Raw genomic sequence first — 26,090 nt, 5'->3', positions numbered from 1 at the left:
TCACGAGCCGTTCGGCGATTCGAGGACGACGGCCGATCCGTGGCCAGGGGGAAGCGAGCGATCCGTGCTCGACTGCGACTCTCGACCGGCGCCCCCGCCGCGTTAGCGCCCGCCCCGAAGGGGGGCCGCGCGGGCGCTCGCGCCGCCGAACACCCCGGAAGCCGCGCTCCACCCCGAGAGATCGGGGTGCAGCGCGGCTTCCGGGGTGTCGCGCGAGTTCGGCGCGGGGCGCCGCGCGGGCGGCACGGGCGGCGCGGCGCGGTCAGTCGACCAGGGCGTCCTCGTCGGCGCGGTGCACGGTGATGGCGCCCTGCGCCTCGAGCTCGCGGATGGAGCGGACGACCTCGGCCCGCGCCTCCTCGACCTGCGACTTGCGCACGGGGCCCATCGACTGGATCTCGTCGTCGAGCAGCTCGGCGTTGCGCGCCGAGACGTTGCCGCGGATCACGTCGGTGACGGCCGCGGCGGCGCCCTTCATGGCCGTGGCGAGCACGGCCGCGTCGATGCCGCGCAGCACCTGCTGGATGTCACGCGCCTCGAGCTTGACGATGTCCTCGAAGGTGAGCATCCGCGAGCGCACCTCCTCGGCGAGTGCCGGGTCGCGGGCGTCGAGGCCGTCGAGCAGGGCGCGCTCGGTGGCGCTGTCGCTGCGGTTGATGATCTCGACGAGGGGCTGGATGCCGCCGACGACCTCGACCTGGTCGCGCGGCGACACGACGGCGCCGGCGCGGACCTTGAGGGTGGCCGCGACGATGGCGACCGCCTCGGGGGTCGCGGTGCCCATCGTGGCGATGGCCTGGGCGACGTCGGTGCGCACGTCGAGGTCGAGCCCCGCCAGCACGGCCGAGGCCTGCTGGGGCCGCACGTGGGCGAGCACGAGCGCGATGGTCTGCGGCAGCTCGCCGTCGAGCAGCGCGACGACCTGACCGGGCTCGGCCTCGTCGAGGAACTCGAACGACTTGCCCGCCATGTTCGACGCGAGGCGCTCCATGACGCCCGCCGCGCGCTCCGAGCCGAACGAGGCCTCGAGCAGTCCGACGGCGACGTCGTGCCCGCCGCGGCGCTGATAGCGGCCCGACACCGACAGCTCGTGGAACTCGGCGACCGCGGACTCGGCGACCGCCGGATCGACGCGACGGAGGCGGACGATCTCGGCGGTGATCTCGGCGGCCTCCTCCTCGCTGAACTGCTGCATGACGCTCGCGGCGCGGCTCTGCTCCATCTGCATGAGCACGACGGCGACCTTCTGCGGGCCGGTGAGGACGGCAGGAGGGGCGGTGGCCGAGCCGAAGGGCACGGCGACGTCGGTCACAGCCCGCTCCGCTGGTCCATCAGACCGCGCAGCAGCTCCGCGGTCTTGGCCGGGTCGCGCTCGGCCAGGGCGTCGACCTCGGCGCGGCGGCGTTCGGCCGAGACGGCCTCGGGCGACGGCTCGGGCGCCTCGACGACGGGCAGCATCTGCGTCGCGGAGTCGTCGCCGCCGAGCATCGACCGGCCGGAGGCGGCGTCGAGGTCGAGTCGCATGGTGGCGTCCCAGGTCTGGGCGGCGTTGGCGGCGGCGAGCTCGCCGAGATCGACGTCCTCACGGGCCTGGCGGCGGCTGCGTCGAGCGAAGACGATGAGCGCGATGACGGCGGCCAGGGCGATGACGCCGACGATGCTGGCCGTGCGGATCGTCGACCACATGGCCTCGGTCGCGGCGGCGGCGTCCGCGGCGGCCAGCGCCTCCTGAGCGGCGGTCGCCGCGGTCGTGTCGAAGTCGACCATCGCGACGTCGACGGTGTCGCCCCGGGCGCCGTCGATGCCGGCCGCGCTGTCGACCAGGTCGCGGATGCTCTGCATGTTGACGCCCTGCGCGGCCGTCGCGTTCAGAGCGACGGACACGGTCTGCCGGGCGACGGTGCCCGAGGGCACGCTCATCGTCTCGGTGACCTTGTCGACGGCGTTGTTCTTCGTCGCCGACTCGTTGACGTAGCCGTCGCCGGCCGCCCCGTCCGCACCGGCGGCCTCGCCGTCGGCGCCGGTGGGCACGGCGATGTTGTCCGGTCCGAGCACGCCGGTCCGCCCGGTGCCGTCGCCGGCCCCGCCCGCACCGTACTGCTCGGTCGTGGTCGACTCGTTCAGGGCCAGCGGGCCGCTCTCGGGCTCGGTGAACCGCTCGGTGACGCGCGTTCCCGAGTTCGAGTCGAGCTGCGCCGCGACCACGACCGACGAGTTGCCGACGCCGACGACCTTGTCGAGCATGGTCTGGACGGCCGTCTGCACCTTCGACTCGTACTCGCCGGCCTCGCCCGCGCCTCCTCCGGTCGCCCCGGTGCCGACCTGCGACAGCACCGTGCCGGTCGAGTCGGTGACGGCGACGCCGGTGGGGGTCATGCCCTCGACGGAGGCGCTGGTCAGGTTGACGATGGCCTGCACCTGCTCGGTGGTCAGCGACACCCCCGCCTGCGTCTCGACGAACACCGAGGCCGTCGGGTCGCGCTGCTCGGCGACGAACACGGTCTGCTCGGGGATGGCGAGCTGCACGGTGGCGTTCTTCACGCCGTCCATCGCCTTGATCGTGTTGGCGAGCTCGCCCTCGATGGCGCGCTTGTAGGTGACGTCCTGCTGGAACTCCGACGAGGTGACGCCCATCGTGTCGAGCAGCGTGTAGCCGCCGGTGCCGGCGGTCGAGGGCAGGCCGGCGGCCGCGGCGGTGAGGCGCTCCTGGTAGACGTGCTCCTCGGGCACGAGGATCGTGTTGCCGCCCGCGGTCAGCTGGTAAGGCACCCCGTCGGCCTGCAGCTGCTCGACGATGGCGCTGGCGTCGGCCGGGTCGACGCCGCTGAACAGCGGCGTGTACGTCGGCTTCGTCAGCCAGCTGGTGAGGGCCACGACGCCGAGCACGAGGGCGGCGAGGAGGATGACCGCGATCGTCCGCTGGGCGATCGAGAAGCCCGCGAGGGTCGCGCGCATCCGGTCGAGCGAGTTCTTGACGGCGGTGGGCATCAGGCCTGCATCCTCATGATCTCGTTGAAGGCGTCGACGCCCTTGTTGCGGACGGCGCTGACGAGCTCGAGCGTGACCTGCGCGCGCGTCGCGGCGATGGTCGCGTCGTGGATGTCGGTGAGATCACCGGTCACGGCCTTGACGGCGAGGGTCTTCGCCTCGCCCTGCAGCTGCTGCAGTCCCTCGACGGCACCGGCCATCGACGCCCCGAAGGTCGCCCCGGAGGCGCTGGTCGCGCCTCCTCGGCCCGTCGCGTCGGGCGCACCGGGACCTCCGACCGCGCCCGCGCCCTGCAGCAGCGAGGCGGCGTCGGCGTAGCCGGACTGCTGGACGGCTCCGAGAGCCTGGATCGCCGAGAGGGGCATCAGCCACGTCCGATCTGGAGTGCGGCCTCGTAGGCCGTCTTGGCACGGTCGACGACAGCGGCGTTGGCCTGGTAGCCGCGCTGCGCCATGATCAGGTCGCCCATCTGGGCGCCGAGGTCGATGTCGGGCATGCGCACGTAGCCCTCGGCGTCGGCGAGCGGGTGGTCGGGCGAGTACGTGACCCGGCCCGCCTCGCTGCCGTAGCGGTCGGCGCGGACGAAGACGCCCGAGGTGCCGTCGCCCTCCTGCACCTCGACGTAGCGCGCCTGGAACGCCGTGTCGTCCATCGACTTGACGGTGTTCGCGTTGGCGATGTTGTCCGAGACCGCGTCGAGCCACTTGCGGTGCACGGTCAGGCCGGTGCTCGCGATGCCGATCGCGTCGAAGGCGGTCACGAGTTCGTCCTGAAGGCGGCGCGGACGGCCGTCAGCTCGGAGTTCATCGCCTGCGTCGCGAACTGGTACCGCAGCACGGTGTCGACGTTCGAGAGCGTCTCGGTGTCGAGGTTCACGTTGCTGCCGTCGGTGCGGGTGGGCTCGAGGGAGCGCGCCGTGGTCGCCTGGATCGCCCCGCCGCCGTCCGCGACCGACCGGCCGAGCGCCTCCTCGAACTGCACGCGCTTGGCCTGGTAGCCGGGCGTGTTCACGTTGGCGATGTTGTTCGCGATGGTCTTCTGGCGCAGCGAGAGACCGTCGAGGGCGCTCTGCAGCGCCGCTTGCGTCACGGATTCGAGTGGCATGCCTGTCCCGGTGAGGTGTCTGGGGTGCCCTGCGTCGGGCGGGGGCCGATCCATGGCCGGGTGTGCGAGCGATCCGTGCTCACGTCGCTCTATCGGCGGGGTCGGGGTCGGCGTAAGCCGCCCGGCGCGGGCCGCCCCGTAGTGGGGGCGCGGAGAGGATCGAGCCGAGGAGGCGCGGGGCGGGTCAGCCTCGGGAGTAGCGGTGCTCGGGGCGGCCGGTCGTGCCGTAGCTGAGCTTCATCGTCACGAGACCGTCGGCCGCGAGCGCCGCGAGGTACCGCTGCGCGGTCGCCCGCGAGACGCCGACCCTCGTCGCCACGTCCGCGGCCGAGAGCTCGACCGGGGTGCCGGCGTCTCCCTCCTCGCCGGCGGCTCCCTCCGCACCGGCGGCGGCCGCCGCGTCGGCGTGGTCGAACTGCTCGAGCACCGCCTGCTCGGTGGCCGAGCGCGACGGCGACGCCGCCTTCGCCGCGTCGCCGGAATGGAGGATGCGCAGGGCCCGCTCGAGGGCCTCCTGGTCGACGGAGCCGCGGTCGTCGAGCACGTTGCGGTAGCGCTGATAGGCCCGCAGCCGGTCGCTCAGCACCCCCGAGGCGAACGGCTTGATGAGGTAGCCGACGACCCCGCGGCGCAGCGCCCGGCGCACGGTCTCGCCGTCGGACGCCGCGCTGAGCACGAACGCGTCGACGTCGACCTCGCGCAGCAGGTCGAGACCGCTGCCGTCGGGCAGGTGCACGTCGAGCAGCAGCAGGTCGACGGGCGTCTCGGCGAGAGTCCGGCGCATCTCGGCGGCCGTGCCCACCGGTTCGAGCGCGCGGAACCCGGGCACCTCGTCGACCTGCCGGCGGTGCAGCTCGGCGACGTAGAAGTCGTCGTCGACGACGAGCACGGTCAGGTCGGGTGACGTCACGGCTCGATCCTCTCAGGCGGGGCGGGCGGGGCGGGCGGGGCGGGCGGGGCGGACGGTGCCGGCGGCTGCACCGCGCCGACGAGTCGGGCGCAGAACACGGCGCCGTGGTCGTCGCCCCCGGAGGAGCCGAGCCAGACGTCGCCCCCGCGCCGCCGGGCGATCTCGCGCGACAGGGGCAGGCCGAAGCCGAGCCCGTGCACCCGCGAGGGGTCGTCGTCGTCGGTGCGCAGCCGCTCGAAGAGGGTGTCGACCTCGTCGACCCCCTGCCCCGAGTCCATCACCGAGAGGTGCAGGTCGGTGCCGCCGTCGAGCACCTCGACCTCGATCCACGCCGGGCTGACCCGACCGGCGACGGCGGCCCGCACGGCGTTGTCGACGAGATTGCCGAGCACCGTCGTGACGTCGCCGGGCTCGACCACCACGCCCGACACGAGCGTCTCGGGGCCGAGCTTCAGCAGCACGCCCCGTTCGGCGGCCTCGACCCCCTTCGCGCCGAGGAACGCCTGCAGGTAGGGCTCGGTCAGCCGATCCGCGTGGGCGACGGGGTAGCGCAGCGGACCGTGGTCGAGCACGTCGGCGAGGTAGCTGCGCGCCTGCTCGGTGCGCCCGAGCTCGAGCATCCCCGACACGGCGTGCAGGCGGTTGGCGAACTCGTGCCGCTGGGCCCGGAGCGCGGTGGTCATCGCGCCGACCGCGTCGAGCCGGCGGGTGAGGGCCTCGACGGCGGTGCGGTCGCGCATGACGGCGACGCGACCCAGGTCGACCCCGTCGCGCGAGACGCCGCGCACGTCGACGAGCAGCACGTGGGGCCCGACGACGAGGGTGGTGTCGTGCGGTCCGTCGGCGGTGCGACCGACCGCACCCGCGCCTCCCGGGCTCGCGGGCGGCGGTCCGATCAGCAGGTCGACGAGCACGCCCGGAAGCCCCAGCCCGTCGACGGGGCGACCGACGATCGGGCCGGGGTCGAGGCCGAGGAGGCGCGGCGCCAGATCGTTGCAGACCGTCACCACCCCGTCGCGCGACACCGCGAGCACGCCCTCGGCGACGCCGCCGAGCACCGCCTGCTGGTTCTGCACGAGGGCCGAGAGCTCCTCCGGCTGGAGTCCGAGGGTCAGCCGGTCGAGGCGTCGGCGGATGAGCACCGAGGCCACGACCCCGACGGCGAGGGCCAGCAGTGCCATGCCGATCACGGGCAGGCTGTCGCGCGCGAGCGTCTCGTACACCCGGGCGGGCGCGTAGCCGACGCTGACCTCGCCCACCACGTCGGCGGCGTCGGCCACCCGCACCGCCTCCGAGTCGCCCGCGGACGGCGCCGCCGCAGCCGCGCCTCCTGAGCCGGCCCGCGGGTCGTCGGCCGTCGGCGTGACGATCGGCACCTTGGCGCGGGCGGACTCGCCGAGGGTGCCGCGCTCCCACGAGACGACCTCCTCGCCGCGGAGGGCGGCGTCGGGGCTCGTGCTGACCCGCTCGCCGATGCGCTCCGCGTCGGGGTGGGCCAGGCGGACGCCGCGGTCGTCGGTGATGACGACGAAGAGCGCCCCGGTCCGCAGCTGCGCCGCGACGGCCGTGCGCTGCAGGTCGCCGCCGGCCAGCGCCTCCTCGTCGAGCGGGGTTCCGTCGATGCTGAGGGCCGCGACCTCGGCCCGGACGTCGGTGTCGGACGCGACGCTCTGCGCCACGGCGAGCGCCGTCGACTCGGCCTCGCGGGCGAGGCGCTGCACCGCGATGGCGGCGAAGACCGCGCTGGTGAGCACGACGATCACGGTGACGACGGCGAGCTGCAGCAGCAGCACCTCGGTGGCGAACCGGCGCTTGCGCGGGCGCGGGCGTGAGCTGTCGTCGGTCACGTGGGCCAGGGTACCGGGCGCGGTCGGGCCGACCCGCGCCTCCTGCGGTCCGTGGGCCGTGCCCTCGGCCCTCACCCACGGGCCGCGGCGGGTCACCGCGGGGGTGAGCAGAATGCGCAGAACGTGGCGAACGCGCGATAGTCGGCGAATGCGCAGAAGCGCGACAGGGCCGAGGAGGCGCGGCTAGCGTGCCCGGACACGCTCGGCTCCCCCACGGTGCCGCTCACGGACGAAGGAGTTCGGATGCTCGTCGTACTCGGTTACCTCATGGTGCTGACCTTCATGGCGCTGATCATGACCAAGCGGCTCTCGCCGATGCTGGCCCTGATCATGGTGCCCACGATCTTCGGACTGTTCGCCGGCGCCGGTCTCGGCATCGGCGACATGGTCATCGAGGCGATCGGCGATCTGGCCCCCACCGCAGCGCTGCTGATGTTCGCGATCATGTACTTCGGGCTGATGATCGACGTCGGGCTGTTCGATCCGCTGGTGCGGCTGATCCTGCGGGTGACCGGCAACGACCCGGCGAAGGTCGTGCTCGGCACGGCTCTGCTCGCCGGAGCGGTCTCGCTCGACGGCGACGGGTCGACCACGTTCATCGTGACGACGGCCGCGATGCTGCCCATCTACCTGAAGCTCGGCATGAGCCCCGTGGTGCTGACCTGCGTCGCCGGTCTCGCCAACGGCACCCTGAACATCGTCCCGTGGGGCGGCCCGACCGTCCGCGCGGCCGCGGCCCTCGGCGTGCAGCCGAGCGACATCTTCGTGCCGCTCGTGCCGTCGCTGATCGCGGGTCTCGTGCTCGTCTTCGTCTTCGCCTGGCTGATGGGTCTGCGCGAGCGCCGCCGGCTCGGGTCGCTCGAGATCGGCGGCTCGAAGCTCGAGGCGGCCGCGGCCGCCATGTCGCCCCTGTCGCAGGAGCTCGCGACCGCGTCGCGCGGCGGCGGCACGGGGATGCCCGGCGTGGGCGTCTCGATGTTCACCAGCCCCACGGTCGCCCTCGGCGTCCGCGGCGGACGGGCGGACGGCTCGCGCGCCGACGCCCCCGGCGAGCGTGCGGTCGACAACCCCGGCGGCTCCGGCGGCTCCGGCGGCTCCGGCGGCTCCGGCGGCAACGAGAACGGGACCCCCGGCGGGGCGACGCTGGCCGACACGATGCTCGACCCCGACCGCCCCACGCTCCGCCCGCGGATGATCTGGTTCAACCTCGTGCTGACCGTCGCCGTGATGGTGCTGCTGGTCGCCGACCTGTTCCCGCTCGCCTACGTCTTCATGGTGGGCACGGCGATCGCGCTGCTCGTGAACTTCCCCCGCGTGAAGGAGCAGTCCGCCGAGATCGTCGCCCACGCCCCGAGCATCGTCGGGGTCGTGTCGATGGTCTTCGCCGCAGGCGTCCTGATCGGCGTGCTGAACGGCACGGGCATGGTCGACGCGATGGCGCAGTGGCTGGTCGACGTCATCCCCACCTCGATGGGGCCGTATCTCGCCGTCATCACCGGCGTGCTGAGCCTGCCGCTCACCTTCTTCATGAGCAACGACGCGTTCTACTTCGGCATCCTCCCCGTGCTCGCGCAGAGCGGGGCGGCGTTCGGCATCGATCCCGTCGAGATGGCGCGGGCCTCGGTCGTCGGTCAGCCCGTGCACCTGCAGAGCCCGCTCGTGCCGGCGATCCTGCTGCTCGTCAGCCTCGCGAACGTCAACCTCGGCGACCACCACAAGAAGGTGCTGTGGCGCGCGGCGGTGGTGTCGCTGGTGATGCTCGCCGTGGCGATCGTGATCGGCGTCATCCCCTGGGGCTGACCCGCGCCTCCTGACCCCGCGCGAGCCGCCACCCACGACGCCGAGCCCGCGCACGCCGCCACCGACTCCACACCCCGCCACCGGATCACGTGGCGGCGTGTCGAGAACGTGGCGGCAGGGCCGCCGGCCTCCCCCGCCGCCCACGGCACGCCGCGCAGCGACGCGTCAGCCCAGGGCGTCGAGGTACACGGGCCGACCGGGCTCGTGCGACGCCTCGACCCGGCGGACGGCGCCGAGTTGCTGCACGACCTCGGCCCGGTCGTCGACCAGCGAGCGGAGCACCGCACGCTGACGGGCCAGCACCGAGGAGGCGCGGGTCGTCAGCACGGACGGCACCGGTCCGAGCCCCGTGGGCGCCGTCCAGGCGGGGTCCGTCCCGTCGGCGTCGGCGCGCCCCGTGACACCGGGACGTCCGTCGCGTTCGAGGCGGGTGACACGGGCCTCGAGGTCGTCGAGCACGACGGACCAGGCCGCGACGCGCGACACCGCGTCGTGCGACGCCGCATCGTGCGACGCCGCGTCGTGCGGCACCGCGACGCGAGGCGCGGCGACGCGAGGCGCGGCGACGCGAGGCGCCGCGACGCGAGGCGCGGCGACGGACTCGGGCGCCGTCCCGGCACCGGGGGCGTCAGGCGACACCGAGCGCGCCTCCCGGCAGACCGCTCGTCGCGGTGGCGGCGGGTCGGGCGGCGGCCTCGGCGGCCTGCAGCGAGGAGCCGGCCTCGCGCCAGGCCTGCCGGAGCGGCTCGAGCAGGCCGACGACCTCGCGCGTGAGGGCGACGTCGCGGTGCACGTTGGCGTTGACGAGCGCCGTCGACGCGTAGCCGTAGAGGGCGAGCAGACCCTCGCCGCCGTCCCAGACGTCGATGCGCAGCGACGACGACAGCTCGGCGACGATCGCCTGCGCGTGCTGCAGCTGCTCGGAGGCGACGAGCCACGATCCGCTCACCTGGGCGGCCTCGGCGCGTGAGAGGTCGAGCATGAGCCGGTCGTAGAGCATCGTGACGAGCTGCACGGGGGTGGCCGAGAGCACGGCCTCCGACGTGTACTGGGCGCGCTGGCGCCTCTCGGCGGCGGAGGGTCCCGCCGATGCGGCGGCGAAGGCCGCGAATCCTTGTGCGTTCATCATGAGCCGCTCGTCGAGGAGGTCAGGGAGGAGATCTGGCTGCTGAGCCAGGTGGACTGCGACTGGAGCGCCTGCAGCTTCACCTCGAGGTTGTTGTAGGTGGTCTGGAGGGTCGCGCGACGCGCGACGAGACGGAGGTCCCAGTCGGCGATGCGGACGCCGAGGTCCTTCACGACCGACTGCTGGCCGGTGATGACGGCGGTCAGGGTGCCGGTCGTCTTGTCCGAGGCGCCGGTGGCAGCCGCGGCGACGCGCTCGGCGATCCCGCTGAGCATCGACTGGGTCGCGGCGGGGTCGGCGGCGAGCGCCGCCTGGAACTTGTCGGCGTCGAAGGCGAACGAGCCGTCGCGTCCGATGCTGATGCCGATGGTCGCGGGTGAGCGGCCGTCGACGGGGATCGAGGCCGCCGACTGCAGGGCGATCTGGGCCGCTCGGACCGACGACTGCCCCGTGTAGGCACCGCCCTTGACGGTCGTGTTGCCCGTCGCGCTCGTGCTGCTCGTGGTGGCCTGCCCGCTCGTGATGGCGCCGAGCACGGCGTTGAGACTCGAGACGAGCCCCGACGCGACCTTGCCTGCCGTGGCGGTGTCGCGCGAGACGGAGATGGTGATCGGCTTGTCAGCGGCTGCCGAGACGGCGGTGACCGTGACCGAGACGCCGGGCAGCAGATCGGCGAAGGTGTTGGAGGCGCTGGTCACCACCTGCTCGGCGGGTGACCCCGCGTAGAGGGTGATGGACGCGTCGCGGGCCGACTTGACGACGGCGGCGCCCGGCTCGGCCAGCAGATCGGGCGCGGTGCCGGCGGTGACCTCGGCGGCCGTGCCGCGGTGCACGGCGAAGTCGCCGGTGGCACCGGTCGTCTTCGACGTCAGCTGGAGGCGGTACTGCACGGCCCCCGCGGCGTCGGTGCCGGAGGCGACCTTGAGGGCGCTCACGCCGGCGCCCGACGCGTTGACGGCGGTGACGACGTCGTCGAGCGAGGAGGAGGCGGCGGTCACCTCGACCGTCTTCCCGGCGGCCGAGGTGAAGGTCAGGACGGCGGGCGAGTCGGGCCAGGCGGTGAGGGCCGCCGTGACGGCCGTCTTGGCCTGGGCGGTCGCTCCGACGACGAGGTCGAGCGAGCCGGCGGCGGCGGTCGCCGAGGCCATGACGGTGGCCGCGGTCGAGCTGCTCGTGGCGGAGTACGCCTGCAGCGACGCGGGCTTCGCGGCGGTGGCCGCGGTCGTGGCGAGGGCCGAGATCTGGGCGTTCAGCGTCTGCATCGACGTGATGAAGCCGGTCGCGGCCGAGACCTTGTTCTTGAGCAGCGTCTGCGGCGTGCCCTCGATCGAGATCAGGTTGTTGATCAGGGTGGTGGTGTCGAGCCCGCTGGCGAGACCGTCGATGCCGATGTTGGCCATGGCGGGCTCCTGTCGCGTTCTCGGGTGGCGGGGCGGGTCGTGCGGGTGGCACGGGTCGTGCGGGTGGCACGGGTCGTTTGGGTGGCTGACGAGCGACGGGCGACCGGCCCGCGGTGAGCGAGAGGGTCAGCTCTCGTCTCGGTGCGGGCCGGTCACTCGTCAGGCCCTGGTGTCGCGCGGCGTCTGCTGGGAGCTGACGCCGGGTCGACCTCCGACTAGCGGAGGAGCGACAGGACGCCCTGGGTGCTCTGGTTCGCCTGCGCGAGCATCGCGGTGCCGGCCTGGCTGAGGATGTTCGAGCGCGTGTACTTGACCATCTCCTCCGCCATGTCGGTGTCGCGGATGCGCGACTCGGCCGCCGTGAGGTTCTCCTTGGCGACGTTCGTCACGTTGATCGCGTGCTCGAACCGGTTCTGCACGGCACCGAGCTCCGAGCGGGCGGTCGAGACCGTCTTGATCTGCTCGTCGATCAGCTTGATCGAGGCCTGGGCCTTCTCGGCGGTGTCGAACTGCACACCACCGGTCAGGGCCGTGGCGGCCGCGCCGGCGCCGAGGCCGTCGCCGGCATCGTCGTTGTCGCCGTCGGCCAGCGTGCCGCCGTTGAGCGCCGTCACCGTGATGCCGACGCCGGCGCCGTTGGCGTCCTTGTCGACGCTGACGCTGAAGTTGGCGCTGAACGCGGCGTCCGACTTCAGGGCCGTGGCGAACTCGTCTACGCTCTGGAAGCCGGTGGCGGAGCCGTCGGCGGTCGACGACAGCGTGGCGGTCGTGACCGTCGTGCTGACGCCGTCCTTGCTCGAGGTGAACGAGGCCGTCGTGCCGAGGGCCGTGAGGTCGTCGATCGCGAACTTGGTGCCGGCCGTGGCGAGGTCGCCGCCGCTGATGTTGGTGGCGATCGCCGAGACGTTCGCCTTCGACAGGTCGACGGTGATCTGGCTGTCCGAACCGCTGTTGGCGCCGACCTGGAACTTCAGCGAGCTCTTGCTGCCGTCGAGCAGGTTGGTGCCGTTGAAGTTCGTCGACGCCGAGATGCGCGAGAGCTCCTTCTGCAGCGCGTCGACCTCGGTGGTGATGGCCTTGCGCGAGTCGGCGTTGTTCGAGTCGTTGCCGGCCTGGACGGCCAGGTCGCGCATGCGCTGGAGGATGGAGTGGGTCTCGGTGAGCCCACCTTCAGCGGTCTGCACGACGGAGATGCCGTCCTGGGCGTTGCGTGCGGCGACCGTCAGTCCGCCGACCTGCGAACGCAGGCCCTCGGAGATCGAGAGGCCGGCCGCGTCGTCAGCGGCACGGTTGATGCGGAGACCGGACGAGAGCTTCTCGAGGCTCTTCGAGAGGTCGTTCTGCGTGGCGTTCAGGTTGCGGTACGTGTTGTTGGCCGCGAGGTTGGTGTTGATCTGCATACCCATGGTGTTCTCCTCCGTGACTGGGTGGTGTTCGTCGGCCCATCCGTGGGCTGACACCGGCTACTGTCGACCGGCTCACGACGCGCGTTAGTGCGACGTCGAAAGTTTCCGAGGCGGTTCAGACCGCCGTGCTGAAGCCCTGCGGCTCGGGGTCGCGCAGCGCGCGCGCGATGCCCACGGCCGCGTTGGTCGCGACGCGCGACAGATAGGCGCTGCGTCGGGCGGGCGCCGTCTTCGAGACCGGCTCGAACGCGGCGTCGGAGTCGTCGGCGTAGTGCGCGGCGAGCCCGTCGCGCAGCAGGCGGACGGCCTCGGTGCGCTGCTGCGAGACGGCGCTGTGGGTGATGCCGAGCTCGTCGGCGATCTCGGTGACGGTGCGGTCGCCGAAGTAGACGCCCTCGACGATGAGGCGCATGCGCTCGGGCAGCGCCTCGACGGCGGCCCGCAGGTAGCGGCTGCGCTCGTCGACGAGGAGGTCGTCGCCCGGCAGCGGCAGGTCGCTCGCGAGGTGGTCGGCGACGGTGTCGTCGAGCGTCGAGACGGTGCGGCCGGCGTCGCTCAACGCGGACTGAGCCGTCTGACGGTCGACCCCGAGGGCCGAGGCGACCTCGTCGACCGACGGACGACGTCCCAGGGACGCGGTGAGCGCCTCCTGGACGGCGAGGGTCTCCTTGATGCGCTTGCGGGTGCCGCGGCTGGCCCAGTCGCCCGAGCGCATGTCGTCGGCGAACGCGCCGACGATGCGGGTTCGGGCGTAGGCGCCGAACGGGATGCCGAGGGTGGGGTCGAAGGCGTCGGCGGCCTGGACGAGGGCGACGGCGCCGACCCCGGCGAGGTCGTCGCGCGACAGGTGCGTCGCGCGGGCGCAGACCTCGGAGACGAGGTAGCCGACCAGCGGCAGGTTCTCGACCACGAGGGCGTTGCGTTCGGTGCGGTTCATCGCTTGCTCCCAGCAAGAGGCGTCCGGACGGACGGTGAATGGATCGCGGGCGCGACGAACAGCCCTCTGACCAGGGCGATGTCGAACCGGTGCGAACGGATCTGCGGGTAAGCGACGAGTGGTTGCGGTGCGTCGGCGACGCACGGTGCGTCGGGTCGTGAACGGGTGACTCGTCCCGAGGTCGGGTGGATTCGGGAGGAGCTCCGGGTGGGTCTGCGACCCTCCCGGCATCGCCAACGCTATCGGCGTCCACACAGCCTGAAGGGGGCCTGGGTGACCCCAGTCAGGGGGAACGGGTGTCGCATCTGTGGAGGACGCGGCCTGTACCCCTACCCCCGCAGTGGGGCGCACCGGCACCTTCCGACGGACGTCGTCGACCCGCTAGGGGCGTGTCCCGACGATCACCGCGGCCCGTCGCCTAACGCCGAGCCGGGTCGCGCCGATAGTCCTCCTCGTAGGGGACATCACCGCTCCCCCGCCGAGACCATCACCGATCGAGGAGACCCCATGGGCGCGAACGAACTGTCCGCGCTGCTCTGGCGTGAACGCGAGCTGCTCGAACTGCTCACGTTCAAGCTCGAGGAGGAGCAGCTGCTGCTCACCGCCGGCCGCACCCGGTGGATCGATCACGCCACGCGGGAGGTCGAGCAGGTGCTCGACCGGCTCCGGTCCGCCGGCCTCGACCGCAGCGTCGAGGTGTCGTCGGTCGCCCAGGAGTGGGGCACGGACGAGGAGGCGCCCCTCCGCGAGATCATCGCCGCGGCTCCCGCAGGCCCCTGGGGCGAGATCTTCACCGCCCACCTCGCGGCCATGACCGAGCTCACGGCCCGCATCGCGCAGCTGCGCGACGAGAACGAGCGGTTCCTCCGCGCGGCGGCCCGCGCCACGCAGGAGACGCTCGCGACGACGACCACCGACGCGGGCGCCGCCGCCGGCGCCATCTACGACGCCACGGGCTCCACCGCGGCGACGACCGCCGGTCGCCGGGTCGGCACCACCGGCCCCGCCTCGAGCGGGCATCTCTTCGACGGGAGACTCTGACCATGGGCAGCACCTTCGGTGGGCTGAACACCGCCTACTCCGGCCTCGCCGCCGCTCGTGCGGGCATCGACGTCACGGGGCAGAACATCGCCAACGTCAACACCGACGGCTACACCCGCCAGCGCGTCGCGACCTCGTCGATCGAGTCGCCCGCCCGTGCCGGGATCTTCAGCGCCGGCGTCGTGCCCGGCCAGGGCGTCTCGGTCGACGCCATCGCACGGCTCGGCAACCAGGTCGTCGACGGTCAGGTGCGGAGCGCGGCCTCGACCGCCGGGTACCAGTCGACCCGCGCCTCCGCGATCGCCACCCTCGAGGCGTCGCTCGGCGAGCCGTCGACGAACGGCATCGCGAGTCAGCTGAACGCGTTCTGGTCGGCCTGGGGCGACGTCGCGAACAACCCGGGCGACTCCGGCCCCGCTGCCGTGCTGATCGGCCAGGCCACCTCGCTGGCCGCCGCGCTCTCGGCCGGGCACCGTGCCGTCGACGAGCAGTGGACCGGACTCCGACTGCAGGCCGACGGTCTCGCATCCGAGCTGAACAGCGCGGCGACGCAGGTCGCCGACCTCAACGACCGCATCCGCACGAACACGCAGCTCGGCGTCGGCTCGAACGAGCTGATCGACGCCCGCTCGGTGCTCACCGAGCGCATCGCGGCGATCGCAGGCGGTACCGTCCGCGACGCGGGCGACGGCACCGTCGATGTGCTGATCGGCGGGAACGCCCTGGTCAGCGGCACCTCGGCCCGCACCGTCACCGTGGCCGGCGACTACGCCCTCGCTTCAGGGGGCGGCGTCTCGGTCGAATGGGCCGACCGCCCCGGGCAGCCCATCCCGCTCACCGGCGGCAGCCTCGCCGGCACCGTGTCGCTGCTGCAGCCCGCCGCGGGCGGCGCCGGCGGCACGCTCGCGGAGGCCGCGGCATCGTACGACGCCCTCGCGACGCAGCTGGCCACGCAGGTCAACGCCGTGCACCGCACCGGAGTCACGACGGGTGGCGACGCCGGGGGCGACTTCTTCTCGGTCACGCCCGGCCTGTCGGCCGCCCGCAGCCTCACCGTTCAGGTCGCCGGAGCAGCGGGGATCGCCACCGGCGACGGCGTGGGAGGCGCGCACGACAACACGATCGCCCTCGCCATCGCGCAGCTCGGCGTCGGCCCCGGCTCACCCGATCGCGCCTGGTCGACCATCGTCGCCGGCATCGGGGCGACCGCGAAGAGCGAATCGCAGCAGGCGACCCTCACCGACCTCGCCGCGAACTCGGCGAAGAACCGTCAGCTCTCGGGCGCCGGGGTCAGCCTCGACGAGGAGAATGTGAACCTCCTCTCGTACCAGCACGCCTATCAGGGAGCGGCCCGAGTCATGACAGCCATCGACGAGATGCTCGACACGCTCATCAACGGCATGGGCCGGGTCGGGAGGTAGCGGACCATGATCAGTCGCGTGACCGACCAGATGAACAGCCTCCGGGCCCAGCAGCACCTGATGTCGAGCAAGACCCGGGTCGCCGAGAGCCAGGACCGCGCCTCGAGCCTGCAGAAGATCGGCAAGCCGTCCGACGATCCGACCGCCGCCGCCGAGGCCATGCGGGTGAAGAGCCTCCAGGCGCAGGCCGCCCAGCACTCCCGCAACGTCGACGACGGCGACGGCTGGTTGTCGACCGCCGACTCCGCGCTGTCGGCCACCGACTCGCTGATGGCGAAGATCCGTCAGCTCACCCTGCAGGGCGCCAACACCGGCGCCGTCTCGCAGGAGGCGCGTGATGCGATCGCGATCGAGATCGCCGGTCTGAAGGACGACCTGCTGGGCACCGCCAACGCGAGCTACAACGGTCGCAGCGTCTTCGCGGGCACCTCCGACGCGGGAGTCGCCTGGACGGACGACTACGAGTACACGGGCGCCGCCGTCTCGTCCGTCACCCGTCGGGTCGGTCCCGAGACGAGCATCCGCGTCGACGCCGACGGGGCCACGGCCTTCGGCGTCGGCGACGACTCGGTCTTCCGGCTCGTCGACTCGATCGTCGCCGACCTGAGGAGCGGCGCCGACGTCGGCACCCGCCTCGCCGAGATCGACACGCGGGTCACCGCGCTGCGGGCCGTGCAGTCCGACGTCGGCGCCCGCCACGCCCAGCTTCTGAGAGCCGAGGACACCCTGATGGACACCACCGTGAGTCTCGAGACCCAGCGGTCCCAGCTGGAGGACCTCGATCTCGGCCAGGCCGTGCTCGACCTCAAGCTGCAGGAGAACAGCTACCAGGCGGCTCTGGCCGTCACCGCCAAGGTCATCCAGACCTCGCTGATGGACTTCCTCCGATGAGCGGCACGATGCAGTCGCAGGTCAGCTTCGTCGGCTCGCCGTTCGGTCTCGAACCGCGGGTCGAGTTCGTCCTCGACGAGATCGTCGGGGCCACGGGGCTCTACGCGCTGCGGAGCGCGGACGCCGACGACGACGTCCGCCTCTTCGTCCTCGATGCGGCCGTGCACCTCCCGGACTACTCGCCCGTCGTGACCGACGAGCAGACGACGCTGCTCGGGCTGACCGACGCGGACGACGCGATGCTCCTCGTCGTGGCGACCCCCGCCTCCTCGGGGATGACCGTGAACCTGCTGGCGCCCATCGTCGTCAACCGCCTGACCGGGGCCGGCGCGCAGCTGATCCTCGAGGGGCAGGACTGGCCGCTCCGGGCCGAGCTCGACCCCCGCTGACGACTCTCGGGCGCCGGCCAGGCGACCGTCCGCCGACCGGGGCCTGCGACACGCCGAGGGGTGTCCTCCAGAGTGCCGACACCCGCGTCACGGTCCGACAACGATGACCCGATCCGGGTCTGACGTGCCGGCCCGATGCTGTCTCATGGGGTGATGCACGAGGCACGGACGACCACCCCCCGACGGCTCGCCGCCCGGGCGCGGGCCGTCGCGAGCGGCGTCGCGCTGAGCACCGGGCTGCTGCTCGTCGGCTGCACCGCCGACGTGCCCACCGCCGGCCCCGCCCTGTCCGACGCGTCGTCGTCGAGCCGCGCCGACGTGCCGACCACGGCGGGCCCCTCGCCGGTGGCGCCCACGACCGGCACCGGCGGCGTCACCGTCGCCGACGACGCCGCGACCACCGACGTCGTCACCGGCCTCGAGGCCCCCTGGTCGGTCGTCCGCCTCGACAGCGGGTCGGCGCTCATCAGCCTCCGCGACAGCGGCCGCGTGGTCGAGCTCACGCCCTCGGGCGAGCTGCGCGACGTCGCCCGGATCGAGGGCGTCGTGCACGAGGGCGAGGGCGGGCTGCTCGGTCTCGCCGTGCTCGGCGGAGCGCCGTCGTACCTCTACGCCTACCTCACCACCGCCGACGACAACCGCATCGTGCGGGCCCCGATCACCGGCGCCGCCGGGTCGTACGGCCTGGGCGGCCTCGAAGAGGTGCTCACCGGGATCCCGAAGGCGTCGAACCACGACGGCGGCCGACTCGCGTTCGGACCCGACGGCATGCTCTACGCGACGACGGGCGACGCCTCCGACCCGACCGCCTCTCAAGACCCCGACTCGCTCGGCGGCAAGGTGCTGCGCCTGTCGCCGACCGGCGCCGTGCCGACAAGCAACCCGATGCCCGGCTCGCCCGTGTACACCCTGGGTCACCGCAACCCGCAGGGCATCGCGTGGGACGCCTTCGGGTCGCTCTGGGCCGCGGAGTTCGGGCAGGACACCTACGACGAGCTCAACTCGCTGTCGCCCGGCTCGAACTACGGCTGGCCCGAGGTCGAGGGGCGCGGCGACGACGGCGAGTTCCTGAACCCCGTGCTGCAGTGGTCGACCGACGAGGCCAGCCCGAGCGGTCTGACGGCGGTCGGCTCGACCCTGTTCCTGGCGGGGCTGGGCGGCGAGCGGCTCTTCGAGATCCAGGTGCCCGAGACCTCCGAGGCCGTGGCCACCGAGCGCTTCACGGGCGACGAGTCGCTGGGGCGGATCCGCGACGTGCTGCCCGGGCCCGACGGCACCCTCTGGCTCGTCACGGGCAACACCGACGGCCGGGGGTCGCCCGGCGACGACGACGATCGCATCGTGTCGGTGCCGCTGACCCGCGCACCCTGACCCGCGCCTCCCGACCCGCGCCTCGCGTTCCGCGCCGGGCCCCTGCTCCGCGCCTCCCGACCAGCGCCTCCCGCGGCACGATCCGTGCCGTCGAGGGGAGGCCCCCTGCGCGCCGTGCGGTCCCTTCGGGGGGCGGGCGGGTTACCCTGTGACACGATGAGCGAGCACGACCCCCACCTCGGAACCGCACCCGGCAGCGCCCGTCCCCACAGCGTGCCGCCGGGTCTCGCCGCGCCCACGGGCACGCGTCTCGGTGGGGCCGGCGGCTTCGAGCCGATCAGCCTGCGCACGGCGGTCGACGTCCCCTCGGCCGAAGCCCGTCTGGCCGCTCTCGGCCAGAGCCGCAGCACCTCGGCCCTCGGCGAGCGCGCCGATCTGCTGCGTCTGCTGGGTCGACTCGACGAGGCCCTGGCCATCGCCGAAGAGGCCTTCCGGCTCGCGCACTTCACAGGCGACCGGGCCGACTCGACGGCCGCGCGCATCCGCCGCGCTCACATCTTCCGCGAGCAGGGCAAGCTCGATCGCGCCCTGAACGATCTGCACACGAGCCGCATCACGGCCGCCACCGAAGAATGGCGCGAGCTCGAGGCCGCCGCCGCCGAGCTCGAGGGCTACACGCTGCTCGAGCTCGAGCGGCACGACGAGGCCCGCGAGAACCTGGCGCAGTCCCTGACCGCCTACGCGGCCACCGGGGCTCCGCGCGACCGCGTCACCGATCTGCAGAACGCGTTCGACGACGTCCTCCGGGCGTATCTCGCGCCCGACGACGCGCCGGCCGCACCCGCCGACATCAGCGAAGGAGGCGCGGCGCACGTCTCCGACGCCCCTCTCGACGCCCCCCGCCCCGGCGACACGAACCCCACCGCGGGCCTGCCCTCGACGGCGCTGTCCGACCCCGCGGCCGTCGACCCCGTCGCCGAGCCGGTGGCCGTCGACCCCGCCGCAGCCGCCCGGGCGGCCGCCACGCGGACGGACGACTCGCACGACCGCGCGACCCGTCGTGACGAACGGGCCGCCGAGCGAGCGGCGGCCGAGTCCGACCGTCCCGTCCGCGCCGACACCAGCCTCTGGGGCAAGATCTCGAGCCTCGCCGCGAACGCCGCCGGGCACCGAGAGGGCGACCGCTTCCGCGACTCCGCCCCTCGCGGCGGCCGCGGCACGGACTCCGACCACGACGACGACACGACCCGCCCGGGCGCCACGGGCGTCACCGGGGTCGTCGAGGGTCTGCCCGACGACGACCGGCCGACGACCTGGCCGTTCCCGTCGCGGTGACCCGCGCCTCCCACCGCACCCGCACCTCCTGCCCTCCCCGCGAGTCCTGACGTCGCCGTGGCCGATCTCGAGCGCGTGAGGCGCTGGGCCGACGCCCTCATCGCCCTGCATCTCGACCCGACGGTGTGGACCTTCGGCTTCGACAACGCGAAGACCCGTGCCGGGCTGTGCGACTACACGAAGAAGCGGATCACCGTGTCGCGGCATCTGGCGGAGCGCTACGACGACGACGAGATCCACCAGGTGCTGCTGCACGAGGTCGCCCACGCCCTCGCGGGGTCGAAGGCGGGGCACGGACCCCGCTGGAGGTCCGTCGCCGGCGATCTCGGCTACGTCGGCGACCGCCTGCACGACGGCGCCATCGCGTCCGATCTCGCCCCCTGGGTCGGTGTCTGCTCGGAGGGTCACGAGCACTACCGCTACCGCGAGCCGAGACGGCCGCTGTCGTGCGGTCGCTGCTCGCGCCGCTACGACCCCGAGCACCTGATCACCTGGACGAAGCGCGTAACCGCTTAGACTGGTTCGGTGCAGACCGGACAGTGGCTCAGATCCGACACCGACACCCGGTGGTTCTTCGACTCGGGGTCGCTCGGGCTCGACTTCGCCTATCTCGGCGGGTTCCGGGCCGGATCGCGCTTCGGCCCCGAGTCCGGTCTCGACCTGCCGGCCGACGGGTCGACCCCGTGGGACGGCCTGCTGCTGCCCGCCGATCTCGACGACTGGATCGGCGAGCGCTTCGAGGGCGTCGCCGGATCCGCGGGCGACCGCGAGCTGGCCGACGCGCGGGGCCTCCGCGATGCGATCGCGCGTCTGGCCGTGGCCTCCGCCGACGGCACGTCGACCGATCCTCAGGACGTCGACACGCTCAACCTCTTCGCCGCGCTGCCCGACGTGCCGCCCTCGCTCGCGGGCGGACGTCGCCAGGCCGGCGCCGGTCGACTCCGCCTCGGGCAGGCCATGGCGTCGGTCGCGCGTGACGCCGTGGCGCTGTTCACGACGGTCGGGTTCGTCGGCGGCTCGGACTCGCGCCTGCGCCGCTGCTCGAACGAGGCGTGCGGACTCGTGTTCTTCGACGAGTCGCGGGCGGGCAGTCGCCGCTGGTGCTCGATGCAGCGCTGCGGCAACCGCGCGAAGGTGCGAGCGCACCGCCAGCGCACCGCCGCGCGCTGACCCGGGGCGCACGCCGACGCCGCGCGTGCAGAACGCCAGGTCGTGGACACGACGCCGGCTCCACCCCTGGCGTCGTGTCCACGACCTGGCGTCGTGACCGCAGCGTGGCGGCGAGGCGGCCTGCGCCAGTCGACCCGCGCCTCCTCGGGTCAGTCGACGACCGAGACGTCCTTCCAGAACGCGACGTAGCCCGAGTAGTCCGAGCCGACGCGCTCGAACGAGGCGGGGATCGGCTCGGGGTAGCTCCAGGCGCGATCCTGCAGGAGGGTGTCGCCCGACTTGACGCTGAAGTACTGCGTGTCGCCCTTCCACGGGCAGTGGTACTGGGTGGGGCTCTTCTCGAGCAGGCTCTCGTCGACGCTCGACGGCGGGAAGTACCAGTTGCCCTCGATCGAGACGAGCTCATCTTTCGGGGCCTCGGCGACGACGGTTCCGTCGGTGAGCACTGCCTTCATGGTTCCTCCAGCGGTTCGGGCGACGGGGTGGTCGCGATGCGGCACAGGCTACGCCGCGCCCCCGACAGTGGGCACCGGCGCGGCTCAGGAGGCGCGGCGCGTCTCAGGAGGCGCGGGCCGGTTCAGGAGGCGCGGGCCGGGCTAGGAGGCACCGGCGCGACTCAGGAGGCGCGGCGCAGCTCAGGAGGCGCGGGTGGCCGACACGAGGTCGGCCCGGCCGGTCGCGACGAGCTCTCCCGCCGAGGCCGACGCCGTGAGCAGGTGCGACGTCGCCCGCCGGAGCGACACCGCGGCGGCGCAGGCGACGGCCGCCTCGGGCGACGACGAGTCGATGCCGACCGCGGCGAGCGCGTCGACGACGGCTCCGGCGGCGAGCTGGTCCTCGACCGCAGGGCGGAAGCCGTCGGGCTCGACGGCGCCGGCGGCGACGATCGCGACGACGGCGCGGTCGCCCCGGTCGGCCTGCCGCTCGAGCACGCGGCGGGCGACGCCGTCGGCGTCGGCGGGGGTCGTCACGAGCAGCACCTCGACGGTCTCGGCGTGCACGGGCCCGTCGCCGCGCTCGGTGGCATCGGCGCCCTCGCTCCGGTCAGCCCCTTCGGACGCCTCCGCGACGGCGTCGAGCACGGCGGCGACCGTCTCGTCGGTCGAGAGCAGCCCGTGCCCGTCGAGGGCGTCGACGACCACGACGAGGTGGGCGCCGGGTGCGATGCGGCCGGCTCCGGCGATGCCGTGGTCGAGCCTGACCTGGTACTTCTGCTGGCCGTGCGTGTTCATCCCTCCACAGTAGGTCGGACGAGCGGAGCGGTGGCCGAGCATGACGCGCGATGACGGACCGCCGCGACCCGCGCCTCCTCGGCCCCTCCACAGGCGGCCCCCTCCACAGGCCGCAGGAGTTGGATCGACGCATGCACGTGCAGCTCAAGATCCGCCTCGCCTGCCCCGTCGACATCGCGACGGACGCCCTGCGCGACCCGCGCGTGATGGTCGCCGTGACCACGCCCCTCGTGAAGTACCGCTCGGATGCACCCGAGGGCTTCCCCGAGCGCTGGACCGAGGAGGCGCACCCGGTCTCGGCGAGCATCCTCGGGGTCCTGCCCCTCGGCAGCACGCACGTCGACCTCGACTGGCACGAGCGCGACGGCGCCTGGATCCAGCGCGACACCGGCACGGGCACGAGCGGCCAGTTCGCCCGGATGCGCATCAACCACCGCATGGCCGTCTCGCCCATCGGCACCGGCGAGACGCTGCTGCGCGACCGGATGGAGTTCCACGCCGGGGCCCTCGGCCTGCTGCTCTGGCCCGGGCTCTGGGCGACCTGGCAGTGGCGCGCGTTCCGGATGAAGGCGCTCGCGCCGACCTGGCGCGGGGCGCCGACGCACCCGAAGCACGCCTAGAGGGCGTTCCGAGGCCGTGGGCGGCCGCGTCGCGGACCTGAGAAGGAGGCGCGAGCACTGTCGGAGGCGCTGCGTACGGTGGGTGACGTGACCGACCCGACCCGCGCCTCCTCAGCTTCCGCCTCCGACCTCACGACGCCCGGCGAGGCCGTGGCCGTCGACGTGCTCGCCCCGGCGAGGCCGAGTGCGGCGCAGGGGGCGCTCGACATCGCGTCGTGGCGTCGGACGATCCACCGCCTCTACCGCGATGTACGCGAGTCGGCCGATCTGGTCGAGGCGCACGACCTCTGGCGGCGCACCCGCGACGAGCTCTTCACCACCCACCCGTCGACGCCTCTGCTGCCCGAGGACCGCCCCGGGTTCACCGGGCTTCCGACGACTCCGTACGACCCGGCCTGGCGGTTCGAGGTCGTCGTCGAGCCGGTCGAGACGCGACGCATGGTCGTCGAGACGGGCACCGACGGCGATGTGCAGTTCGACCTCGTCGGGGTGGCGAGCGTGCCCGGCGTCGGGCGGCTCGACGTGTGGAAGCTGGTGCAGTACGGCGGGGGCCTGTTCGTGCCCGTGAAGGACGCCCTGGCAGGCAGGCCCGGTGGCACGTACGGCGGCGGCCGCTACCTGATCGACTCGGTCAAGGGCGCCGACCTCGGCGCGGGCACCGAGCCCGGCACGATCGTGCTCGACTTCAACTTCGCCTACAACCCGAGCTGCGCCTACGACCCCGCCTGGGCCTGCCCCCTCGCCCAGCCGGGCAACACGGTCGCCGTGGAGATCCCGGTGGGCGAGCGGTACGGGACGGTGCGCTGAGGCGTCGTTCGAACGGGGGCTTGATGCTTTCGAAGTCGCCTGGCTGACGCTGAGGGGTGAAGAACGTCATCCCCGGAGGGGCCCGCTAGCCCCCACTCGTAGAGGACCCGCGCCTCCTCGGGCACCCCCGTCGCGCTTTCCGTGCACCTCCGCTAAGCTGGGATCACTTGCGAGTCGGCCTGACCGGCTCCCTGCGTCGTAGCACGCCCCTCCCCGCCTCTCCCGTCCTGGCACACACCCAGGCAGCCAGCAGGCGCGCGAAGCTCACTCTGCGGCGAAACGATCGTGCACACCTGCACCGTCGCCACATCTCGAGCCCGGCTACGACAGCCGTTCTCCCGGCTCTGCCCCGCCCTCGCGCGAACACGTCAGCACGACGTCGTCGCCCGTCACGGTGGTCACGCAGCCTGGCCCGGCTCGACACCGATGCCCCGAAAGGTGCACCACATGTCAACCACCACACTCGACACCGAGAACACCACCCCCGACGGCTCGACCGTCGACGAGACGACCGACACCGTCACCTTCAGCTCGCTCGGCGTCCCCGCCCCGATCGTCAAGTCGCTCGCGGCAGAGGGCAAGACCAACGCCTTCCCGATCCAGGTCGACACCCTCCCCGACACGCTCGCCGGGCGCGACGTGCTCGGTCGCGGCAAGACCGGCTCGGGCAAGACCCTCGCGTTCTCCATCCCCATGGCGGCCCGTCTCGGCGGCAAGCTCGCCGGCGGCCAGCGTCGCGCCGGTCGCCCCCTCGGTCTGGTGCTCGCCCCCACCCGCGAGCTCGCCACGCAGATCGACGCCGTCCTGGCCCCGCTCGCCGCGGCCTACGGCATGCGCACCACCACCATCTTCGGCGGCGTCTCGCAGAACCGTCAGGTGCAGGCCCTCAAAGCCGGCGTCGACATCATCATCGCCTGCCCCGGTCGCCTCGAGGACCTCATGAAGCAGGGCTTCGTGAAGCTCGACGCCATCGAGATCACCGTGCTCGACGAGGCCGACCACATGGCCGACCTGGGGTTCCTGCCCGGCGTCACGCGCATCCTGAAGGCCACCCCGAACGACGGCCAGCGCCTCCTCTTCAGCGCCACCCTCGACAACGGCGTGGACAAGCTGGTCAAGCAGTTCCTCCACAACGAGGTGCTGCACTCGGTCGACGAGGCCAACTCGCCCGTCGCCAAGATGACCCACCACGTGTTCGAGACGCCCGACGTCGACAGCAAGAACGCCCTCGTGCAGACGCTCGCCGGCGGCAAGGGGCGCCGCATCCTCTTCATGCGCACCAAGCACCACGCCAAGAAGCTCGCCAAGAAGCTGACCGACGCCGGCATCCCCGCCGTCGACCTTCACGGCAACCTCTCGCAGCCTCAGCGCGACCGCAACCTCGCCGCCTTCCAGGACGGCTCGGCCCGCGTGCTCGTCGCCACCGACGTCGCCGCCCGTGGCGTGCACGTCGACGACATCGAGCTCGTCATCCACGTCGACCCGCCCACCGAGCACAAGGCGTACCTGCACCGCTCGGGCCGCACCGCCCGCGCCGGAGCCGAGGGCGACGTCGTCACCCTCGTCATCCCCAGCCAGAAGCGCGACGTCGCCCAGCTGATGAAGAAGGCCGACATCCGTCCGACCATCACCGCCGTCGTGCCGTCCTCGCCCGAGGTCGCCGCGCTGGTCGGCGAGGTCGCCGCCTACGTGAAGCCGGCCCCCCGCGCGGCCGTCCAGCAGCAGCAGGGCGGCGGCGGTCGCTCGCAGGGCGCCAACGCGCAGCGCAAGCGCGCCGCCCGTCAGGACTCGCAGGGCAACCCCATCGCCCGCCAGGACCGCTCGGGTCGCCCCGCGGCCTCGGCCGGCGGCTCGCGCGACGGACGCCAAGGAGGCGCGGGTCGCTCATCCGACGCCGGTCGCGGTCGCGACGGTGCCGCTCGCTCGGGTGGCTCGCGTGACGGCGGACGCCAGGGTGCCGGCCGCGACGGCGGTGCGCGCCGCGACGCCGCCCCCCGTGGCGGAGCCTCGACGTTCTACTCGACGGAGTCCGGGCGCGGCGCGGTGACGCCCGTCCGCGAGGGCGGCCGTGACGCCGGGCGCGACGCCGGCCGTGACGAGACGCGTGGCACCCGCCAGACCGGTCGCCGTGCCCAGAGCGACGGCGGTCAGAGCCGCACCAACGCCGTGCGCAACGACCAGGCCGACTTCGCCGCATCGCAGGGCGGCCCCCGCGAAGGCGGGCAGCGCTCCGGCGGACGCCGCGCCTCCTCGGAGGGCGGTCGCCCCGGCTCGCTCAAGGTCGGCGGCCTCGTCGGCGGCAAGGCCCGCACCGGCGGCGGCCAGCGCAGCGGTCGCTGACCCCCGCGCCTGACG

The 26,090-nt window shown here is 73.2% G+C and carries 26 protein-coding genes; 12 read left to right on the top strand and 14 right to left on the bottom strand.

From position 1 onward, the window contains the following. Positions 1-262: 262 nt before the first annotated feature. The 7 genes from fliG to ASF17_RS11455 all read right to left on the bottom strand — a co-directional run bounded on the left by fliG (position 263) and on the right by ASF17_RS11455 (position 6,849). A complete protein-coding gene (fliG, locus tag ASF17_RS11485) occupies positions 263-1,312 on the bottom strand; it encodes a flagellar motor switch protein FliG (RefSeq protein WP_255354966.1) in 1,050 nt (349 codons plus the stop codon). Further along, positions 1,309-2,988, bottom strand: a complete 1,680-nt coding sequence (gene fliF, locus ASF17_RS11480) for a flagellar basal-body MS-ring/collar protein FliF (protein ID WP_055799776.1) — start codon at positions 2,986-2,988, stop codon at positions 1,309-1,311. The genes fliG and fliF overlap by 4 nt, the downstream gene beginning before the upstream one ends. Next, positions 2,988-3,353, bottom strand: a complete 366-nt coding sequence (fliE, locus tag ASF17_RS11475; RefSeq protein ID WP_082475298.1) for a flagellar hook-basal body complex protein FliE — start codon at positions 3,351-3,353, stop codon at positions 2,988-2,990. Before fliE ends, fliF begins: the two co-directional genes overlap by 1 nt. Then, on the bottom strand, positions 3,353-3,748 hold the full coding sequence (locus ASF17_RS11470) for a flagellar basal body rod protein FlgC (protein WP_055799773.1): 396 nt from the start codon (positions 3,746-3,748) through the stop codon (positions 3,353-3,355). The genes fliE and ASF17_RS11470 overlap by 1 nt, the downstream gene beginning before the upstream one ends. Then, positions 3,745-4,092 carry a flagellar basal body rod protein FlgB gene (locus ASF17_RS11465; protein WP_055799770.1) on the bottom strand — a complete coding sequence of 116 codons (348 nt, stop codon included), beginning with the start codon at positions 4,090-4,092 and terminating at the stop codon, positions 3,745-3,747. The genes ASF17_RS11470 and ASF17_RS11465 overlap by 4 nt, the downstream gene beginning before the upstream one ends. A gap of 184 nt (positions 4,093-4,276) precedes the next feature. Further along, complete coding sequence (locus tag ASF17_RS11460) at positions 4,277-5,002, bottom strand: response regulator (RefSeq protein WP_055799766.1); 726 nt, start codon at positions 5,000-5,002, stop codon at positions 4,277-4,279. After that, a complete protein-coding gene (locus ASF17_RS11455; protein WP_055800771.1) occupies positions 4,999-6,849 on the bottom strand; it encodes a sensor histidine kinase in 1,851 nt (616 codons plus the stop codon). The genes ASF17_RS11460 and ASF17_RS11455 overlap by 4 nt, the downstream gene beginning before the upstream one ends. Before the next feature lie 243 nt (positions 6,850-7,092). Here ASF17_RS11455 and ASF17_RS11450 point away from each other — a divergent pair, with 243 nt between their 5' ends. Beyond that, positions 7,093-8,649 carry a CitMHS family transporter gene (locus ASF17_RS11450; protein WP_055799763.1) on the top strand — a complete coding sequence of 519 codons (1,557 nt, stop codon included), beginning with the start codon at positions 7,093-7,095 and terminating at the stop codon, positions 8,647-8,649. A 165-nt stretch (positions 8,650-8,814) separates the two neighbouring features. On the opposite strand, the gene ASF17_RS11445 is transcribed toward ASF17_RS11450, so the two are convergent. The 5 genes from ASF17_RS11445 to ASF17_RS11425 all read right to left on the bottom strand — a co-directional run bounded on the left by ASF17_RS11445 (position 8,815) and on the right by ASF17_RS11425 (position 13,518). Beyond that, a complete protein-coding gene (locus tag ASF17_RS11445) occupies positions 8,815-9,288 on the bottom strand; it encodes a hypothetical protein (protein WP_055799758.1) in 474 nt (157 codons plus the stop codon). Next, positions 9,278-9,778, bottom strand: coding sequence for a flagellar export chaperone FliS (fliS, locus tag ASF17_RS11440; protein WP_235476577.1), 501 nt, complete (start codon positions 9,776-9,778; stop codon positions 9,278-9,280). Before fliS ends, ASF17_RS11445 begins: the two co-directional genes overlap by 11 nt. Next, positions 9,775-11,175 (bottom strand): flagellar filament capping protein FliD, encoded by a 1,401-nt coding sequence (fliD, locus tag ASF17_RS16100; RefSeq protein WP_055799755.1) that lies wholly within the window; start codon positions 11,173-11,175, stop codon positions 9,775-9,777. Before fliD ends, fliS begins: the two co-directional genes overlap by 4 nt. A 215-nt stretch (positions 11,176-11,390) precedes the next feature. After that, the gene (locus ASF17_RS11430) at positions 11,391-12,581 is read right to left on the bottom strand and encodes a flagellin N-terminal helical domain-containing protein (protein ID WP_055799752.1); all 1,191 of its coding nucleotides are present in this window, start codon (positions 12,579-12,581) and stop codon (positions 11,391-11,393) included. A 115-nt stretch (positions 12,582-12,696) separates the two neighbouring features. Continuing rightward, positions 12,697-13,518, bottom strand: a complete 822-nt coding sequence (locus tag ASF17_RS11425) for a sigma-70 family RNA polymerase sigma factor (protein WP_055799748.1) — start codon at positions 13,516-13,518, stop codon at positions 12,697-12,699. A 507-nt stretch (positions 13,519-14,025) separates the two neighbouring features. On the opposite strand from ASF17_RS11425, the gene ASF17_RS11420 reads away from it, so the two are divergent. The 8 genes from ASF17_RS11420 (at position 14,026) to ASF17_RS11385 (ending at position 21,076) form a co-directional block, all read left to right on the top strand. Then, positions 14,026-14,559: a flagellar protein FlgN gene (locus ASF17_RS11420; protein ID WP_082475296.1), complete on the top strand. Its 534-nt coding sequence runs from the start codon at positions 14,026-14,028 to the stop codon at positions 14,557-14,559. Between the two features lie 2 nt (positions 14,560-14,561). After that, positions 14,562-15,980, top strand: coding sequence for a flagellar hook-associated protein FlgK (flgK, locus tag ASF17_RS11415; protein WP_055799744.1), 1,419 nt, complete (start codon positions 14,562-14,564; stop codon positions 15,978-15,980). Between the two features lie 18 nt (positions 15,981-15,998). Then, positions 15,999-16,871 carry a flagellin N-terminal helical domain-containing protein gene (locus ASF17_RS11410; RefSeq protein ID WP_235476575.1) on the top strand — a complete coding sequence of 291 codons (873 nt, stop codon included), beginning with the start codon at positions 15,999-16,001 and terminating at the stop codon, positions 16,869-16,871. Then, positions 16,868-17,260: a flagellar assembly protein FliW gene (locus tag ASF17_RS11405; RefSeq protein WP_235476572.1), complete on the top strand. Its 393-nt coding sequence runs from the start codon at positions 16,868-16,870 to the stop codon at positions 17,258-17,260. The genes ASF17_RS11410 and ASF17_RS11405 overlap by 4 nt, the downstream gene beginning before the upstream one ends. Positions 17,261-17,413: 153 nt before the next feature. Continuing rightward, complete coding sequence (locus ASF17_RS11400) at positions 17,414-18,631, top strand: PQQ-dependent sugar dehydrogenase (RefSeq protein WP_055799737.1); 1,218 nt, start codon at positions 17,414-17,416, stop codon at positions 18,629-18,631. Between the two features lie 156 nt (positions 18,632-18,787). After that, the gene (locus ASF17_RS11395) at positions 18,788-19,906 is read left to right on the top strand and encodes a hypothetical protein (RefSeq protein WP_055799735.1); all 1,119 of its coding nucleotides are present in this window, start codon (positions 18,788-18,790) and stop codon (positions 19,904-19,906) included. Between the two features lie 57 nt (positions 19,907-19,963). After that, complete coding sequence (locus ASF17_RS11390) at positions 19,964-20,422, top strand: SprT-like domain-containing protein (RefSeq protein ID WP_055799732.1); 459 nt, start codon at positions 19,964-19,966, stop codon at positions 20,420-20,422. 9 nt (positions 20,423-20,431) lie between these two features. Further along, positions 20,432-21,076, top strand: a complete 645-nt coding sequence (locus tag ASF17_RS11385; protein WP_055799727.1) for a CGNR zinc finger domain-containing protein — start codon at positions 20,432-20,434, stop codon at positions 21,074-21,076. A 149-nt stretch (positions 21,077-21,225) separates the two neighbouring features. On the opposite strand, the gene ASF17_RS11380 is transcribed toward ASF17_RS11385, so the two are convergent. Beyond that, the gene (locus tag ASF17_RS11380) at positions 21,226-21,531 is read right to left on the bottom strand and encodes a DUF427 domain-containing protein (protein ID WP_055799725.1); all 306 of its coding nucleotides are present in this window, start codon (positions 21,529-21,531) and stop codon (positions 21,226-21,228) included. Between the two features lie 180 nt (positions 21,532-21,711). Next, positions 21,712-22,308, bottom strand: coding sequence for a hypothetical protein (locus tag ASF17_RS11375; protein WP_055799723.1), 597 nt, complete (start codon positions 22,306-22,308; stop codon positions 21,712-21,714). A gap of 131 nt (positions 22,309-22,439) precedes the next feature. On the opposite strand from ASF17_RS11375, the gene ASF17_RS11370 reads away from it, so the two are divergent. The 3 genes from ASF17_RS11370 to ASF17_RS11360 all read left to right on the top strand — a co-directional run bounded on the left by ASF17_RS11370 (position 22,440) and on the right by ASF17_RS11360 (position 26,075). Then, positions 22,440-22,928, top strand: a complete 489-nt coding sequence (locus tag ASF17_RS11370) for a hypothetical protein (RefSeq protein WP_055799721.1) — start codon at positions 22,440-22,442, stop codon at positions 22,926-22,928. Between the two features lie 150 nt (positions 22,929-23,078). Continuing rightward, positions 23,079-23,735 carry a DUF1684 domain-containing protein gene (locus tag ASF17_RS11365; protein WP_442855747.1) on the top strand — a complete coding sequence of 219 codons (657 nt, stop codon included), beginning with the start codon at positions 23,079-23,081 and terminating at the stop codon, positions 23,733-23,735. Between the two features lie 447 nt (positions 23,736-24,182). Beyond that, positions 24,183-26,075: a DEAD/DEAH box helicase gene (locus ASF17_RS11360; RefSeq protein ID WP_082475295.1), complete on the top strand. Its 1,893-nt coding sequence runs from the start codon at positions 24,183-24,185 to the stop codon at positions 26,073-26,075. The last annotated feature ends 15 nt before the right edge of the window (positions 26,076-26,090 follow it).

It is taken from the genome of Frigoribacterium sp. Leaf263 (genome assembly GCF_001422285.1).
In the GTDB taxonomy this organism is placed as follows: Bacteria; Actinomycetota; Actinomycetes; order Actinomycetales; family Microbacteriaceae; genus Frigoribacterium.
The sequence above is the reverse complement of the archived record's forward strand: the minus strand, read 5'-3'. Positions and strand labels throughout refer to the sequence as shown.